At 45.3% G+C, this 15,172-nt stretch carries 18 protein-coding genes; 4 read left to right on the top strand and 14 right to left on the bottom strand.

The genetic code is table 11. From position 1 onward, the window contains the following. Window positions 1–5 precede the first annotated feature (5 nt). The 7 genes from ACQ4M5_RS05720 to ACQ4M5_RS05690 all read right to left on the bottom strand — a co-directional run bounded on the left by ACQ4M5_RS05720 (window position 6) and on the right by ACQ4M5_RS05690 (window position 5,929). Window positions 6–812: a glycosyltransferase family 2 protein gene (locus ACQ4M5_RS05720; protein ID WP_430674651.1), complete on the bottom strand. Its 807-nt coding sequence runs from the start codon at window positions 810–812 to the stop codon at window positions 6–8. Between the two features lie 184 nt (window positions 813–996). After that, window positions 997–1,755: an SAM-dependent methyltransferase gene (locus ACQ4M5_RS05715; protein ID WP_430674650.1), complete on the bottom strand. Its 759-nt coding sequence runs from the start codon at window positions 1,753–1,755 to the stop codon at window positions 997–999. 70 nt (window positions 1,756–1,825) lie between these two features. Then, window positions 1,826–2,953 (bottom strand): iron-containing redox enzyme family protein, encoded by a 1,128-nt coding sequence (locus ACQ4M5_RS05710; protein WP_430674649.1) that lies wholly within the window; start codon window positions 2,951–2,953, stop codon window positions 1,826–1,828. A gap of 102 nt (window positions 2,954–3,055) precedes the next feature. Further along, window positions 3,056–4,135 carry a DHH family phosphoesterase gene (locus tag ACQ4M5_RS05705; protein WP_430674648.1) on the bottom strand — a complete coding sequence of 360 codons (1,080 nt, stop codon included), beginning with the start codon at window positions 4,133–4,135 and terminating at the stop codon, window positions 3,056–3,058. Between the two features lie 144 nt (window positions 4,136–4,279). Further along, the gene (gene uvsE / locus ACQ4M5_RS05700; protein ID WP_430674647.1) at window positions 4,280–5,350 is read right to left on the bottom strand and encodes a UV DNA damage repair endonuclease UvsE; all 1,071 of its coding nucleotides are present in this window, start codon (window positions 5,348–5,350) and stop codon (window positions 4,280–4,282) included. Between the two features lie 10 nt (window positions 5,351–5,360). After that, on the bottom strand, window positions 5,361–5,708 hold the full coding sequence (locus tag ACQ4M5_RS05695; protein WP_430674646.1) for a DUF3140 domain-containing protein: 348 nt from the start codon (window positions 5,706–5,708) through the stop codon (window positions 5,361–5,363). Beyond that, a complete protein-coding gene (locus tag ACQ4M5_RS05690; RefSeq protein WP_430674645.1) occupies window positions 5,708–5,929 on the bottom strand; it encodes a DUF2945 domain-containing protein in 222 nt (73 codons plus the stop codon). The genes ACQ4M5_RS05695 and ACQ4M5_RS05690 overlap by 1 nt, the downstream gene beginning before the upstream one ends. A 103-nt stretch (window positions 5,930–6,032) precedes the next feature. Between ACQ4M5_RS05690 and ACQ4M5_RS05685 the strand changes: the two genes are divergently transcribed. Next, window positions 6,033–6,269 carry a hypothetical protein gene (locus tag ACQ4M5_RS05685; RefSeq protein WP_430674644.1) on the top strand — a complete coding sequence of 79 codons (237 nt, stop codon included), beginning with the start codon at window positions 6,033–6,035 and terminating at the stop codon, window positions 6,267–6,269. Here ACQ4M5_RS05685 and ACQ4M5_RS05680 read toward each other — a convergent pair. From ACQ4M5_RS05680 to ACQ4M5_RS05655, 6 genes are all read right to left on the bottom strand, one after another. After that, entirely contained in the window at window positions 6,230–6,514 is a 285-nt protein-coding gene (locus ACQ4M5_RS05680) for a hypothetical protein (RefSeq protein WP_430674643.1), read from the bottom strand. The two genes, ACQ4M5_RS05685 and ACQ4M5_RS05680, sit on opposite strands and share 40 nt — an antisense overlap. A 29-nt stretch (window positions 6,515–6,543) precedes the next feature. Continuing rightward, window positions 6,544–8,037, bottom strand: a complete 1,494-nt coding sequence (locus ACQ4M5_RS05675) for an AAA family ATPase (RefSeq protein WP_430674642.1) — start codon at window positions 8,035–8,037, stop codon at window positions 6,544–6,546. Between the two features lie 133 nt (window positions 8,038–8,170). Then, a complete protein-coding gene (locus ACQ4M5_RS05670; protein ID WP_430674641.1) occupies window positions 8,171–8,560 on the bottom strand; it encodes a DUF5615 family PIN-like protein in 390 nt (129 codons plus the stop codon). Between the two features lie 2 nt (window positions 8,561–8,562). After that, window positions 8,563–8,934, bottom strand: coding sequence for a DUF433 domain-containing protein (locus ACQ4M5_RS05665; protein ID WP_430674640.1), 372 nt, complete (start codon window positions 8,932–8,934; stop codon window positions 8,563–8,565). A 141-nt stretch (window positions 8,935–9,075) separates the two neighbouring features. Then, on the bottom strand, window positions 9,076–9,372 hold the full coding sequence (rplY, locus tag ACQ4M5_RS05660) for a 50S ribosomal protein L25 (RefSeq protein WP_430674639.1): 297 nt from the start codon (window positions 9,370–9,372) through the stop codon (window positions 9,076–9,078). 19 nt (window positions 9,373–9,391) lie between these two features. Next, window positions 9,392–10,732, bottom strand: a complete 1,341-nt coding sequence (locus tag ACQ4M5_RS05655; protein ID WP_430674638.1) for an adenylosuccinate synthase — start codon at window positions 10,730–10,732, stop codon at window positions 9,392–9,394. Window positions 10,733–11,045: 313 nt separating this feature from the next. On the opposite strand from ACQ4M5_RS05655, the gene ACQ4M5_RS05650 reads away from it, so the two are divergent. Together ACQ4M5_RS05650 and ACQ4M5_RS05645 are read left to right on the top strand one after the other, a co-directional pair. Next, on the top strand, window positions 11,046–11,831 hold the full coding sequence (locus ACQ4M5_RS05650) for a hypothetical protein (RefSeq protein ID WP_430674637.1): 786 nt from the start codon (window positions 11,046–11,048) through the stop codon (window positions 11,829–11,831). Between the two features lies 1 nt (window position 11,832). Further along, window positions 11,833–12,306, top strand: a complete 474-nt coding sequence (locus tag ACQ4M5_RS05645; protein WP_430674636.1) for a type II toxin-antitoxin system VapC family toxin — start codon at window positions 11,833–11,835, stop codon at window positions 12,304–12,306. Window positions 12,307–12,502: 196 nt separating this feature from the next. Here ACQ4M5_RS05645 and ACQ4M5_RS05640 read toward each other — a convergent pair whose 3' ends face one another. After that, complete coding sequence (locus tag ACQ4M5_RS05640; RefSeq protein ID WP_430674635.1) at window positions 12,503–13,240, bottom strand: ABC transporter ATP-binding protein; 738 nt, start codon at window positions 13,238–13,240, stop codon at window positions 12,503–12,505. Window positions 13,241–13,326: 86 nt separating this feature from the next. Here ACQ4M5_RS05640 and ACQ4M5_RS05635 point away from each other — a divergent pair, with 86 nt between their 5' ends. After that, complete coding sequence (locus tag ACQ4M5_RS05635; protein WP_430674634.1) at window positions 13,327–15,156, top strand: response regulator; 1,830 nt, start codon at window positions 13,327–13,329, stop codon at window positions 15,154–15,156. The last annotated feature ends 16 nt before the right edge of the window (window positions 15,157–15,172 follow it).

Here is a 15,172-nt window from a genome sequence, read left to right as displayed (position 1 = left end):
ATGGCTCAGTGAATCGCCAGCACAATAGGAGCGTTGTAAGTACGATCGACAACTGTTGTTGGCAATTCCTGGTGATATGCTCCCGACGGAAGCACTCCACAGCCGCCATATTTCGCCATCACTCGCTGCTGTACGAACACATCTTCGCCGCAGTGATTTTCTGGTAAATCTTTCCAAAAATTGAAGCCACCGACATCCCGCAGTTTCTCAGTGTTGTACATTACGCAGCCACCGATCCAAGCTACTTTGTACTTACGCGGCTGATCTGGGGTGATGTTGTGCGATCGCTGAATGTGGTATAGATTCGCTGCATTGTGCAATTTCCAGCGCTCCCACTCAGGCATTCCAGGCTGGAGCTTTTCCGGTTGCACTGGACTATCCCAAAACTCGATCGCTTGTTCATGCGGTCGAATGTCTTGAGCAAAACTTAATCCGATGAGTCCACTGCCGACAAAGCCACAGTTTTCTTGTTCGATCGCGTTCACGAATTGTTCAAGCACAAAGGGTTCGAGAATCAGATCATCATCAATAAACAGAACATAAGGAGCAGTTGCTTGATCAAGTAAGAACTGTCTTTGTTCTGCTAGTCCGCGACGAGGGAGATGGTGATGAATTTGGACTTTGTGATCGTGCGATCTCAAAACTCGAATCGGAGTTTGCACTAGATTTGATGCGATCGTATTTGGATCATCGGTTTGATCTGAAACAATCACATTGAAGTCTTGAAAGCTTTGTGCAATCAGACTGGTTAAGGTTACTGCTAATGCAGAAGCACGATTGTAGGTGGGAATTAAAATATCTACTTTGGACATATCAATGGAAAAATTGTTAGCTTCTAGCTGCGTTTCTGTTCCGCCCCGGAATGAAATTCGGGGCTAACGGTGCGAAGTCTGTTGAAACAGACTAGAGATCTGGTAGTGCTCAGTCCCTTTAGTGGACTTCGCACAGCTAGACCGTGATTTTTAATCACGGGCGGGACAGCAACGAAAGCGAGAATTATAGCGCAGTCATCACACGAACTAGCTCATCTGCAATATCCACAGATGCAACACTAGAATGCTCGAACAGAACACCCGCAAGGAAGTAAATGTTATCTGAATAAAACGCTTGCCCGTTGTCCCGCAACTTAGCAATCCAGTTTCTCACTTTTGGCTCAGAGCTATAGCAACCAAACTGCAAGGGTGTCACCATAAAATCTGAAACCGCATAGTCCTGTTCAGCAGCACATTCGAGTGTTCCTAATGGATTCGAGTAGCTCGACACTAGCACCATCACACGCGGATAGTTCAGAGTTAGCAACTTGTTGGTCAACGTTGCACCATCCACACCACCATGCAACAGCGGCATCCGAATCTGATTGTCCGGAGCAGGAATGTAAGGCGGATTTGCAATCAGACAATCTGCATCGGTCGGTGCTGCATCAAAAAATGATTTATTGTGCAACACATATCGATCGTGCAGATTGCACTTTTCGATTCTCGATTGCGCCACATCATACGCAGAGGGATTCAGTTCAAAACCATGAATCACATCATTACAGCGCGATCCCTCCGGGATCTGCCTTGCAGCGCGCACCAGTGAATTAATCACCGGACTGCCATCTCCTGAACCAAATTCAACGATCAAACGCGAATCCTGACACTGCGAAAATACCAATCGCTCTAAACAATGCGAATAGAAATGCGACTCTTCAGGGCAGAAAAATACTTCAGTTTCGGTAACTGTTTGCGTCGGTCTAATTAATGTCCCAGTCAAGGTACTATCCTCTATAATTTCAAATCACAAATGATGAAGGGCAGTCACCATAACTGCCCCAAATGCTCGACTAATTCAGCACAATCGTCGGAAGCGATTCAGTTTCAACACCATGACGGATCATTGATACGATCGCGGCTCCGGCTCGATCGCCCATGAGTTTCTCTTGGTCATAGCCCAACAACAACTGCCAAGCCTGTTGCGGATACATATCAACCAAAGGCAACGTCACGTTTTCGATCATCCAGCGTCCGTGTCTTTCGTCTTCTTTGATGTGCAAGTCCCAATACCCCATTGCACCCTCAGATAATTGAAGTCTCTGTGCCGCAGCAAGATAGTTCCGATAGGCTGAAGGACCTGCTACTTCAAAATAAGCTAATCCGCCGTTGTAGCGCAGAAAATGACGCTTACACTCTGTTAGCAAGAAGTTATGATTCGTGGTTGCTAAAGCTTCCCAGGGAACCAGATCAAAATATGCTTCAGGCTGAGTGCTAAGGCTCAATTCGGTCATCATCTTCGCGAAAAAGGTGGAATGTTTCCGCGACAAACGACCATTTCCGTATTCTTCGAGCAGTACTTTCGTTAAAGTGGCTTGAACTTCATTCGCAGCACCACCTAGAATTCGAGATAAACGGCTTGCTTCGACTAATCCATCAAAAGAAGTAATTGCTAGAAGATAGCGATATCCCTCAAATGGCATCTCTTTACGAAGATAGATCGCTTCTTCAGAGAGTTCAGGATCGAGATCGGCTTGATATCGATCGAGCAATGCCTGTTTGATATCTACTGAGTGATAAGCCTCAGTATCAATCTGCTTCAATTCCCAAGCTTGCCAAGCGGCTTCGATTTCGTTGCGAACCTTTTGTAAATATGTCGATCGCTCATTTGCATAATGCGTCAAATCGTCATACCAAAAGAGGTTCAAGCGATTGATTCTATACAGAATACGCTGCAAGAAAAGGTGTGCTGCATCCGAACCTTTGGGCTGATCGTAAGCTTCTTTGAGTGCAAAGGTCAGCGCGGTTTCAAAGTACCGAATCTGCTCTTCAAACTCATTGAGTCGCTGATCTAAGTTCTCAGCTTCGATCAGTCCACTAAACGTTTGTTCCGCCTTATAGTAAGGATTACTTTTAACAATGGATTCGATTGCCTCTGGCATCAATTGGGTTGGCAGAGGAGCGACTAGACTACCGTACATTTATCTTTCAGGGATGACTCGATTTTCATCTCTATGCTCGTTTATTCAAACTTAAAGTTGCATCTACCTTAGAGAGAGATCGATCATTCCATAGGAGTAGTTTTACGATTTTGCAAAGACTGTCTCTGGGAAGCCTAGTTTTGCTAACAATTCATTCCAAAGTTCGATGCTCAAACTCCCGCCTGATGCTCGATCGTGTCCATGTCCGTAACTTCCTTCGCCTGCCGAAATCTGTTGACTCCGCAGAAATTCAAGCACGTTAACGCTATTCGATCGAGCCGCAAAGTTTACTCGTCCCGGCATGTAGCCCTCGTTAGCAGCAATTACAACTAATTTCGGCAACCGACCGCGCCAACTCTGAGCAATCAACGGGTGAATTTGACAGGGCGAATTCATGCGGAGTAAAGCTACATTGCCAGAAAATACTGGAGCCGCTTTTCGAGCTTCATCGAGTGCAAGTTTAACTTCCTCTCTTGCCGATCGTAGTTGTTGCACATCCGCACTATCCGAATTGACTAATGCTTTCGGATTTGGATGATTCAACAATGCTCGCGCTGCTACTTCAGGATCATAGTGCGAAGCTCGTCGAGAAGCATTAATTAAAGCAGTTGCTTCTTTGAGATACTTCGCGGTGTACTTACGTTTTGCAGTGGTTAATAGTTCAAAAGGAGCGCGATCGCCTAAATCACTCAAAGTCCCGATCGCGGCAATCCAATCAAGATCGGAAATATCCGCGATCGTTTTCCCTAATTCCCAAATGATTAGCGAAGTATTTGGTATCGGCTCCCAATTGTAAGCACTAATCAAAGTATCGCCCTCAGGGACACCTTCGGGATGATGATGATCAATAAAGCAAGTTGGAACACCAGAAATCACAGGCTCCGAACGGCTGCCTAAGTCCATCACAAAGAGATAAGCCGGATTTGCGGATTGAATAATCGCCCGATTGTTCGGAGTCCAAGCATTGCGTTCTCGATCGGGAATCACGCGATGCACTGAAGCAAATCCCGATCGCTCAAATACTCGTTGCCAAACGACTCCCGCCGTAACTCCATCCGCATCCGAATCATGAACAGCAACAATTCTCGAAGAATGCGACATCTGCGAAACGAACTGCTTAAAAGCCTGAATTGCAGCTTCTTGATTCGGAGTTCCAACAGTAGCATCTATTGTAAAAGCCATAACTCATTCCAAAATTTAAGTTCTTCAGTCCCCTTCAGTGGACTTTGTTCTGTTAGCCCCGAATTCATTCCGGGGCGGGTGAGCAACGAAGCAAATAACTTCTAACAACCTGAAGCGATCGACAACGAATCGAACAATCCCCAACTACACCGAAACCGCCTGCTCCATCAAATCCGAAGGTTCCTCATCCTGAGTTGATGGAGTCACTGCCTCAACCTGAATCTCTTCCTCCTTCTGCTCCTCAGTCTCAACCACCACAGGCGGCAATACATTCAAATCTGAATACAACCATTCTGCCTGTAGCTTCTGAATTGCAAACTCCTTCTGTTTTGCTTCAATCTCAATCCAAGGAGCTTGCCGATAGCAACTCGGCATCACTGTAATGTATTCACTATGTTTCTGATCCAAAAAGGTTTCAGCCCCATTAGAAATGTGAACCACTTGCCAATCCGGATTCTCCCAAGTCGATCGAGCAATTTCAAACGCCCGAATCACGCTCTCATCTTCATAGCTCTCAACCTTTTCATGAATCACATGGTGGTGAGCATCAAACAAGTGCGGAACGCCCGCTGCCTTGCAGACTTCAGCAATTTGCTCTGATCCGTAAGTGTATTCATCATTCTCTAAGGTAAGCCGCGATCGAATATTTTCCGGTAAGTTCTGAATCGATTCGATCAATCGCTCTGCTCGATCGCCCTTTCCACCGTGAATGTTCATCAATGCCCAAGGCGATCGCGGTAATCCCAATAAATCAAAGGTTCGAGCGTGCATCGTTAAAATCTTGATGCTATTTTCAATGACTTCAGGACGATCAGAACTCAACACCACAAACTGATCCGGGTGCAGAACTAATCGAACGTTAAGTTGTCTCGATTGTTCTCCGATTAGTCCCATTCCTCCTGCAAACTCGTCTAAAATTGCGGCTCCCATCGGATCATCCGCAAACGGAAATAACCCCGAACTTAATCGATACAGTCCAATTTTATTCGCCGCACAGAACTCGATCGCTACACCCAATCGTCGCAAATTCTCCGCGTACAATTCGCGCAACAATCGTTCCTGCTCGACCAAATCAAACTGTAATAACCGCTTGCGTGTAATCGTTTTGAATCGCACCGTTTTCGACGCAGAGATACACACCAATCCAAGTTCAGGGGTCATAATCGTTTCATTTATAAAGTTGGACATTGCGATCGCTAAAAAGTGCGATCGCATTCAAAAATTACTAATTTTTTAGCGGTTCATGTCCCCAATTTTTGAGCGAATACCGCCACCGAGTATGTTCGATATCGCCATCAGGTTTTTCCGCCAAATGCCGATGAACATAGCTTACGACTCGTCTCATGTGATTGAAGTCTGACTCATCGTAATCTGATTTTTTCTTATGTAAAAGCTCAACGGTTCTTCGACCCGATTGGTGTCCGGTTGATTCCGCATCCTCGCTACTTTTCATTCCAACCGCTAGCGATTCCTCAGTTTTTAGCCAAGCTTCTAATTCTTTCGCGGACATATTCACTGCTTCTTGAAACTCCTTGAGAGTCTCCTGATTCTGAGTCGCAGTATGTTGAGCCATTAATTTTTCTCCTTCGTTTTTTTCAATTGTTCTTCTTTATGAATGGCATCTTTTCCACTCTTTGAACTTTCGACTAAATACTCAGGATTCTCTTTCGATGCTTCAAAATGATGTCCCTTAAAATCGGTTGGCTCGGTGATAATTTCTTTAATTTTGCCTTCCGTTTTACCACCAGAGGTATTCCACTCTACAGAGTCTCCCTTTTTCAATTGCTCACTCATAAAGTCTTGCTGTCAGAACATTGAAATCGATCGTAGCGGTCTGAATGCTTGCTATCCTCTATCTGTGGTTGCCCTTCACAGCCTGTAAACCTTTCTTTCGATAGTGGAAATCAAGCGTAGTCTTAACTTACATTCGACGTTAATCAAGCAGAAGCTTCAGAGCGTTGTGAAGTATGTGACTTTTGACGATCGCATTTTAGGAATCCACGGGGTCGGGGAAGATGCGGAGATTATTCAAGGATTTAGTTTAGCGATGAAGAAAGGGATTGCGAAAGCTGAGATTGATAGTGCGATCGCGATTCATCCCTCATCCGCTGAAGAACTATTTTCGATCGGATAGTTAACGGGTGGCGGTGATATTCCAACCGTAGCACCGATTAATAAATAGTTCGCATAGCTGAAGATATCAGAGAGTTCTGAAATGCTGTCTAACTCTGCTTGTTCTTCTGGAGAAAGCGATCGCAGTTTCTTTTGTTCTAGTAGCTCACCCGATCGCGCTTGCAGTGCAGGCGTAAATCTGAAGAGGTTTAATCCGTCAACCTCTTCAATCTGAATTCCGTCATGCAATAACTCTGATGGTTTCATCAAGGGGCAAAAAGCTCTGCCCCTCTAATTTAGCTCACAGGTTTAACCAAAGGCTTCTCTGCTTCGGTGAATGCTTCAAACGACTGTTTAGCTAAAACATCAAGATCAGCATCCGAAATGTCACCTTGACGTTGAGCAAGTCGATCGCGCAATACTTCTTCAGATGCTTCACAGTACAAAATCTCAACCGGAATTCCCTTCGCCTGTGCTTGCTCAATTACTGGAGTACGTAAAGCTTGTCGATCGTATTTCGCATCCAAAATCACGGTATATCCCTGAGATGCCAGCGTAGTGCCGAGATTGAGTAATCGATCGTATGTTTTCTGTGTCATCTCCGCACTGTACAACGACTGATCACCTTTCTCATCCAATGCAATTCCACCTAAATGTTTCCGAACTGCATCAGAACGAATTTGAATCGCTCCCGATTCACGAGCAAGTTTTGAAGCAACCGTACTCTTTCCTGATCCCGATAGTCCAGACATCAAAATGATCTTGCCTTGTTTTGGCTTGGTATATTCATAGGACAATCGATAGTAACGGCTTGCAGTTTCCTTCGACTCTTCTTTGACTGTCTCCGGAACAGTCGGATCACTGAGCAAGAATGATGTTACCTTTGCTCGAACATACGATTGACGACTGTTGTAGAGCGGCAGAACTTGCAAGCCTTCCCAGTCTCCAGATTGTTCGAGATACGCATTCAAGAACAAATTACTTAGATCAGAACGGTTCCGAGCATCAAAATCCATGATGATGTAAGCAATATCGAACATCGTATCGACGAAGCGGAAAGGCTCATTAAACTCAATGCAATCGAACAGTAAAATCTTATTGTTCCAAAAACAGATGTTTCTTAGGTGAACATCACCATGACATTCCCGGATGAATCGCTGTTCTACTCGGCTCTTGAACAATGATTCACTTTCAGTAAAGAGCTTATCAGTGTAAGTTTTCGTTTGATCAAATTGTTCTTGAGTCTGAGCAACGCCAATATATCCGACGGTTTGATCATAGTTTTCGTCGATCGCTTGTCGAATCTGCGACACTTCCCCAAAACTAAGAATGTAATCATTCGTGGGTGCTGACTTGTGGAATGCTGCCAACACTTTTGCTAAATCGATCAAATGCTGCTCTGTCAGTTCACCTCGATCGTACATTGCACTGAGCAGCGTCTCTTGTGGGAACTGCTCCATTTTCACTACATAATCAACAACTTCACCCGTTCCGCCCAGAACGAACTTGTCACCCTCTTGTGCGATCGGCACAATTCCCAAATACAATTCAGCCGCGCCCCGTTTATTCAGCCGCAGTTCTTCCTCGCAGTAAAACTTCCGCTTTTCTAATGTCGAATAGTCCAAGAAACCGAAATTCACGGGCTTTTTCAGCTTATAAACATAGTCCCCGGTGAGAAAAACATAGGAAACGTGCGTCTGAATTAACTCGATCGAGCCTTGAACCGGATGATCATATACTGCCGGATCGAGAAGCGCTTCAACGATCGGGGGAAGAGTCGTATTCGTCATAAACTTACTCAAATTAAAAAAGCCAGGGATCTCTCCCTAGCTTTATATACATCAGATCGGTCAGTAAGCAGTCACAAACTCCAAATCTCTTGCAGCAGCTTTAACCAGGCGCACTCAGACGCGACTAACAGAATCATGGGATGAATAGCCGACCAACCCCTTTGTATCTATCAATGTCTACAGCGATCTCAATCAAGCGTTCAGCACAACGTTCTCGATAATCCGCTTCACTGAGACGATCGAGATTGCTAATGGTTAACACTGGAAACGAGTCTTCGGTATTCTCTTCGCGCATCACTTGTTCTAGTGAATCTTCACCTTTCATGTTTCGGTTGGCAGTCAGGATCATCATCTCGTGTTCTTGAGCGTAGCGCCAGACTGTACGATCGTTACTGTCTATTGCGAGTCCAGCTTCCCTAAACGTCACAAATTGAACAGGTGCGAATTCTAGCCAACCGCCTTTTGTTAAGATGCCGAGAAAAATAAGCGCATAACCATCCAGATTGTAGTCAACTAGGAACATGATTACTCTGGAGCACGTTTCGTTTTCTGTTCCTCAAGCTTTGTCCAGAACGCTTCTTGTCCAGGTTTATGAGGAGTTGCTGCAATATGAGCTAGGCGATCGCGGTTTCGATCTTCCCAGTACTGACGAATTTCCTCTCTAGTTTGCAGAACTTCCTGATATTCAGCCTCAACCTGAACTTGGTTTGCCGCAATGTAGGATAAAGCCGAAGCAATTTGTGCATCCGTAAGGTTAAACGTGTCACGGATCAGCTTGGGAGGGTAATCGGCTTTCAGCAGATCAATCACATCATAAAGACTTGTGCGAGTGCCTGCGATCGTTAGCCCGCGCTCTGTCCGGATAATTTCTGCTTGCCGATTTGTAGTCCAAGTCATTTCTTTGACCTTGTTTCAACCTTGTGTCCATATTCTAGCCTTGCCTTCAAGATCACGACTCCGCAGAAAAAATGACATCAAAAAAGCTAGAGAAAAGTCCCTAGCTTTATATACATCAAAGTCATCAGCAAGCCGCAAAGACTAGCCTTTTTGAGCAAAGAAGCTGATGTGATACAGCGAACCCTTCCAAGGATGGGTCTGAACTTCACGCATTACAGTCTTACCATTCCAAGACAACTCCGGAATGCTGACTTCAACAACTGACTTATTCGGGGCAGCATCACGGACTAAGAACCCAGCTTGTTTCGCATCCACAACAAGGTGAATCGATTCTGCACCATTGTGACCGTACAGAGTTGCAGGAATTTTGCCATCGCGACGGAGCGCATTCGGCTTAGTTCCTTCAGGACGTTTTTGAGCTTCGATCGAGAACGGCATAAGATAAACCTAAAAATCACTAAACGTTAGCGGGTTGGGGCGTTTCGTTGGTGTACAACAGTGCCCGTTTCGGACCGTGAATGGGATCTTCGACAATAATGGTTTGATCGCGTTTTGCACCTAAAGAAACAATCGCGATCGGCACGTCCATTAATTCTGCCAAAAACTTGAGATAATCAAGCGCTTCGACTGGCAAATCGTCGAGCGATCGACACTCTTCAGTGGATCGCTTCCATCCCGGCATCGTTTCGTAAATCGGCTTGCATCGAGCAAACAAGCGCGAATTACTCGGAAAATCTTCGCAGCGCTGCCCATCGATTTCGTAAGCAACACATACTTTGATTTCGTCCATTGCGTCTAAGACATCTAGCTTCGTAATCGCTAGACAGTCCAGACCATTGATGCGAACGGCGTACCGTCCAATCACTGCATCAAACCAGCCACAGCGCCGCTGTCTTCCGGTCGTGGTTCCAAATTCGGCTCCTCGATCGCACAACAATGCGCCCATTTCTTCATGTAATTCGGTCGGAAACGGTCCTTCTCCCACACGAGTCGTATACGCTTTCGCCACTCCGATGACTCGATCGATCACCGTCGGACCAATTCCCGTTCCCACACAAGCCCCGCCCGATACCGGATTCGAGGAAGTCACATACGGATAAGTGCCGTGATCCAAATCGAGCAGCGTTCCTTGTGCGCCTTCAAACAGGACATTCCGCTTGCGGCGAATCGCATCGTAAATCTTCAGCGAACTATCCACAACATGGGGACGTAAGCGATCGGCATAGCCCATGTATTCGGTGAAGACTTCCTCCGCATCTAACGGCGGCAGATTGTAAAGCTTTTCGAGAATGACGTTCTTTTGTGCGATCGTCCATTCCAACTGTTCGCGAAATCCCTCTGGATTCATCAAGTCAACGATCCGAACGCCCGTCCGCTCTGACTTGTCCGCGTAAGTTGGACCAATTCCACGCCCGGTCGTCCCGATCTTGTGATTGCCGCGCTGTTCTTCTGCGGCTTTATCAATCAAACGGTGATACGGCATCGTCACATGAGCCGTTTCCGAAATCAGCAAGTTCTCACTCGAAATACCGAGCGCTTCAAGCTGATCCAATTCTTGGAGCAATACTTTTGGATCGATCACGGTTCCGCAACCGATAATACACTCGGTTTCGGGATACAGAATTCCGGACGGAATCAAATGGAGCTTAAAGGTTTGATCCTTGACAACCACCGTGTGCCCAGCATTGACACCGCCTTGATAGCGAACCACGACATCCGCCGATTTACTGAGCAAATCGGTGATTTTGCCTTTACCTTCATCGCCCCACTGGGCACCTATAACAACTACGTTAGCCAAGGGATTTCAGGAGTCTAGAGTTTTCAACAAACTCCCATTATCCTCATGTGAGGTGATTTGTGTCAATGCGATCGTAAATTTTGATCGCAATTTTAAATCTAAAACTTTGTACTACCTTGTGATCTCTGCATCCCTTGATCTGTCATTAATTGATTGAGAATAGAGTCAAGAATTGCGAGAGAAGTGACGAGAAAAGCCCTATTCAGGTTTGAATTTGGAATTGCTGAAGTTTTGCACTAGTAAATGTGATCTTCCTAGAATTATGTTATTATAAAGGGATCGTCCTATAGCAATGAGGCGGTGAAGTCGTTGTATGGCTCACGATATAACTGTCGAAATTCTATTAACTGGCGAAGGCATATCCCCAGGCAAGATTCGCTCTAAGGAGATTGCAGAGGTGATCGAATCTGTTGAGGATATGATTGCGTCTGTGGTAATTCGTGACTACCCAGAACTCAAGAAAGAGGTTGTAGTTGTCGGATTGAAGGGTATTCGGCAGGGCAGTATTGGGCTAGAATTCTCTCCAAACCTCGTGGAATTAACCTTGCCTGCAACCCGTCGTATCACGCAATCAATTGCAGAAAATGATTTTGGCGTACTGCCTAGTAGCGCAATCAACTCTCTGAGAAAGCTGTCTGCTTTCACGAAGCGACATCAATGCAATGCCGAATTTCTAACGCAGAACGGTAATTTAGAATCTCTGGCAGTTTTGACTCCAGAAACCAAAATACCTGATGTCTACCCATTATCTGGAGAAACAGCGATATACGGAGAAATAACCCGTGTAGGTGGTTCAGAGCCTAAAATTCAATTTAAGACCCTAGATAGTAAGATTATCTACTGTAGCACCAGTAAATTGGTAGCTAAAGAAGCAGGTATTAGACTCTACACAAAAGTGGAATTACGTGGTTTTGCGGAATGGAATACTGAAACCCTAGAGATCGAAGATTTTTATGTAACTGGCATTTCTAGCTATGAAGAAGTTCCAATGTTGCAGGCTTTTGAGGAACTATCTCACCTAATTGGCGATGCTTTTGACAAGATTGATGACGTAGATTCTTTTGTCTCCGAAATACGCTACGGACTCTCGGAGGCATAGGATGAATTCAGTTTGTTTCGATACACACATACTAATCTGGGGTGTCAGAGGGAAAGCAACTGTTGGACAGGAAGATAAAATAGCCAAAGCGAAGAATTTAATCAGCAAGTGTGAAGAGGACGGAATCAACGTAATAGTTCCGTCAATTGTTGTTGCAGAAATGCTATGTGCGTTAGAGCCAAGGCTGCATAGCGCTGTAAGCGAATTGATGCACCGTCGGTTTATTGTTCCGCCTTTTGATACGCAAGCATCCCTGCACTTTGCCAGAATATGGCATGACAAGAGGCAGCCTAGAGGGGAAATATCAAGGGCTGAGATGAAAGCTGATTACATGATTACGGCTATTGCACTTGCAAGAGGAGCCAGTTGTATATACAGCGAAGATGATGGACTTAAGAAATTTGCTCAGGACTATATTGATGTGAAGTCTCTACCTAGTATTGAAAAGCAGATGTCTTTGGAAGACATCTTGTGATTCAGTCCCAACTTGCACGACTCTATTCCAGCAATTCTAAATTCAAACCTGAATAGGGCTTTTCTCGTCACTTCTCTCGTAATTCTTGACTCTATTCTCAATCAATTGATGACAGATCAAGGGATGCAGAGATCACGAGGTAGTACAAGATTTTGAATTTGGAACTGCTGTAATCTCGAATTCTACCGCGTCAAAATCAATCCCATTCTGCCGCTTCTTCGGCTTCTACTTGTGAGATTGATCGTTTTACTTCTTGCCAATCGACCCGATGATCGTCCCGAATCAATCGCCCCCGCTGCAACTGCAAAACCCGCTCCCCGAATCGTTCTGCCCATTCAAACTGATGCGTCACGACTAAAACTGTTGAATCGACCTGCATCAAAATTCTCAGCAGTGCTTCACTCCGATTCGCATCTAAATTCGCGATCGGTTCATCCAGTAACAACACCGTCGGCTGACAGATTAAAGCACGTGCGATCGCGATCCATTGTCGTTCTCCCGTGGAAAGCTCTAGCTCAGATCGATCGAGCCATTCTCGCGGAATGTTCATTCGCTCAGTAATGTTATTAATTCGCTGTTCACTATCTTTCCACTTTCTCAGTTTCAGCGGATAGCTCAAAGCTTCTCTGACCGTCATTCCGAACAGTTTCGGCTCTTGAGCAACAAAGAGAATTTGCTGTCTTAGTTGCAGCACTGGAATTTCCGAATACGGTTTGCCTTCAAACTGAATTGTTCCTGCACTCGGTTCGAGCAATCGGTTTAAGAGCTTGAGCAACGTTGTTTTTCCAGAACCGGAGGCTCCTACGATCGCAATCCGATCGCCTTTTTTCACCTCAAATGAAAGATTTTGCAGAACTTCATACCCTGCAATTGGAGTGCCCTTTTTGGTGATCCTTCCCGTCGTAAAGCTGACTTGCTCTAACCGAATTAGCATCTAATTAATTCTTATGAAGACGATCGTACTCTATGTTTATTCTCGCTGATAAACTATTCTGAAGCCCTCAACCGTAGGATCTCAAAGTGAAGATTCTGATTGTAGAAGATAACGAGATCTTTGCTAAAAATTTGCGAGAACTCCTGACAGCACAGAACTACTGTATTGATCTCGCTGAAGACGGTGAGGTGGCTTGGGACTTCTTACAAGCATCTGAGTATGATTTGATTCTGCTCGATTTACGGTTGCCGAAACTGGATGGAATTCAATTCTGCCAGCGACTTCGTAAGAGTGCAAAAAATGTAATTCCGGTTCTGATTCTCACGGCGGATGGAACGAGCAAGCTCCAAGGGCTGAATGCGGGGGCAGACGATTACTTGGTCAAGCCGATCGCGATCGAAGAATTGCTGGTACGAATCAAAGTTTTGCTGCGTCGGGGTCGATTACCGATGCCGATTCTGACCTGGGGCAAGTTAGTGCTCGATCCGAATGTTTGTGAGTTTACTTACGATGAAATTCCGCTGTCTCTCAGCCGCAAAGAGTACAGTTTGCTGGAGCTTTTTGTCCGAAATCAGCAGCGAATTTTTAGCCATCAAGCTCTGATGGAGCATCTTTGGTCGATCGATGAAACGCCGACAGAAAATGCAGTTCGGGCACAGATTAAAAGTGTGCGGCAAAAGCTTAGAAAAGTGGGAATTGATGAATTCATTGAGACGATTTACGGATTTGGCTATCGCTTAAAGATTCAAGCCCTAGAAACCGCAAAAGAGTTGATCGAGCCTGAGTTTTCGTTTGCTTGGCAGGAACATTCTCAAAAGTATCTCGATCGTGTTGCCATTCTCGAACAAGCGGTCGATGCGATCGAGTCAAAAACGCTTAGTCCTGACCTCGAACAGCAAGCGTTTAGAGAAGTTCATACGCTGATTGGCTCACTTGGAAGTTTCGGGATTGACACTGGATCAGCTTTATCGAGCCAAATCGAGCAACAGTTGAAAACAATTTGTACCGAGGGCGATCGTACAAAAATTCCAATGTTGCGCCAAAAAGTAGCTGCACTAAAAACGACTTTGCTAAAAACAACGATCGATCCTTCACCTCCGCTAGAAGTTCACACTGGTGAAAATCTCGTCGCTCGGTTGTTGATCGTAGATGATGATGTTGCACTAATCGAGCAATTAACGACAGTGAGTCAAAGATTTTGTTGTGATCCCTGGACAATTCAAGCAGAAGGCGCGACGAGTGTAGCAGAAGCACGAGAGATTTTGAGAACGCGATCGCCCGATGTAATTTTGCTAGATCTGAGCTTTCCTGATGAAGATGGCTTTAGCTTATTGACGGAGCTTTCTGAGAATCAGCCTGAGATTCCAGTGATTGTTTTTACGGCGAGTGATGCCTTTAGCGATCGTATTCGTGTAGCACGATTAGGCGGACGCAGTTTCTTACAAAAGCCGATTTCATCCAGTCAGGTGATGGGCAATGTCTGCCATGTGCTGCAACAATTAAATCAAATACAAACCACGTTGATGATTGTCGATGATGATCCTCAAGTGCTGGACTTTCTCCGCACGATCCTACAGCCTTGGGGTTTTCATCTCACTCTGGTTGATCAATCCGAACAAGTTTGGCACTTGTTAGAACAAGTCAATCCTGACTTACTGATCCTGAACATCGAAATGCCGACTGTTAATGGCATCGAACTTTGTCAAGTCATCCGCAACGATCGACGTTGGGACGCGCTCCCCATTCTGTTTTTATCGGCACATTCGGATGAGCAAACGATTGCTCAAGTGTTTAGTGCTGGAGCAGATGATTATGTGCGGAAGCCGATTGTTGAATCAGAACTGGTGGCGCGGGTATTGAATCGGTTGGAGCGAGTTCAGCTTCTACGCCAATGTGTCGCTCAAGCGGCTCGCTAAATATCTTGTTCGAGGT

Source organism: Leptolyngbya sp. AN10, from assembly GCF_050565645.1.
Taxonomy (GTDB): Bacteria; Cyanobacteriota; Cyanobacteriia; order Leptolyngbyales; family Leptolyngbyaceae; genus Leptolyngbya.
Note: the sequence above shows the minus strand (reverse complement) of the source record. Positions and strands in the feature narration are given on the sequence as shown.

What these genes read in the sequence shown, in the direction of transcription:
- ACQ4M5_RS05720 (WP_430674651.1), bottom strand. Translation starts at nt 812, where the DNA reads ATGTCCAAAGTAGATATTTTAATTCCCACCTACAATCGTGCTTCTGCA.
- ACQ4M5_RS05710 (WP_430674649.1), bottom strand. Translation starts at nt 2,953, where the DNA reads ATGTACGGTAGTCTAGTCGCTCCTCTGCCAACCCAATTGATGCCAGAG.
- ACQ4M5_RS05705 (WP_430674648.1), bottom strand. Translation starts at nt 4,135, where the DNA reads ATGGCTTTTACAATAGATGCTACTGTTGGAACTCCGAATCAAGAAGCT.
- uvsE (WP_430674647.1), bottom strand. Translation starts at nt 5,350, where the DNA reads ATGCGATCGCACTTTTTAGCGATCGCAATGTCCAACTTTATAAATGAA.
- ACQ4M5_RS05695 (WP_430674646.1), bottom strand. Translation starts at nt 5,708, where the DNA reads ATGGCTCAACATACTGCGACTCAGAATCAGGAGACTCTCAAGGAGTTT.
- ACQ4M5_RS05690 (WP_430674645.1), bottom strand. Translation starts at nt 5,929, where the DNA reads ATGAGTGAGCAATTGAAAAAGGGAGACTCTGTAGAGTGGAATACCTCT.
- ACQ4M5_RS05680 (WP_430674643.1), bottom strand. Translation starts at nt 6,514, where the DNA reads ATGAAACCATCAGAGTTATTGCATGACGGAATTCAGATTGAAGAGGTT.
- ACQ4M5_RS05675 (WP_430674642.1), bottom strand. Translation starts at nt 8,037, where the DNA reads ATGACGAATACGACTCTTCCCCCGATCGTTGAAGCGCTTCTCGATCCG.
- ACQ4M5_RS05670 (WP_430674641.1), bottom strand. Translation starts at nt 8,560, where the DNA reads ATGTTCCTAGTTGACTACAATCTGGATGGTTATGCGCTTATTTTTCTC.
- ACQ4M5_RS05665 (WP_430674640.1), bottom strand. Translation starts at nt 8,934, where the DNA reads ATGACTTGGACTACAAATCGGCAAGCAGAAATTATCCGGACAGAGCGC.
- rplY (WP_430674639.1), bottom strand. Translation starts at nt 9,372, where the DNA reads ATGCCGTTCTCGATCGAAGCTCAAAAACGTCCTGAAGGAACTAAGCCG.
- ACQ4M5_RS05650 (WP_430674637.1), top strand. Translation starts at nt 11,046, where the DNA reads ATGGCTCACGATATAACTGTCGAAATTCTATTAACTGGCGAAGGCATA.
- ACQ4M5_RS05645 (WP_430674636.1), top strand. Translation starts at nt 11,833, where the DNA reads ATGAATTCAGTTTGTTTCGATACACACATACTAATCTGGGGTGTCAGA.
- ACQ4M5_RS05640 (WP_430674635.1), bottom strand. Translation starts at nt 13,240, where the DNA reads ATGCTAATTCGGTTAGAGCAAGTCAGCTTTACGACGGGAAGGATCACC.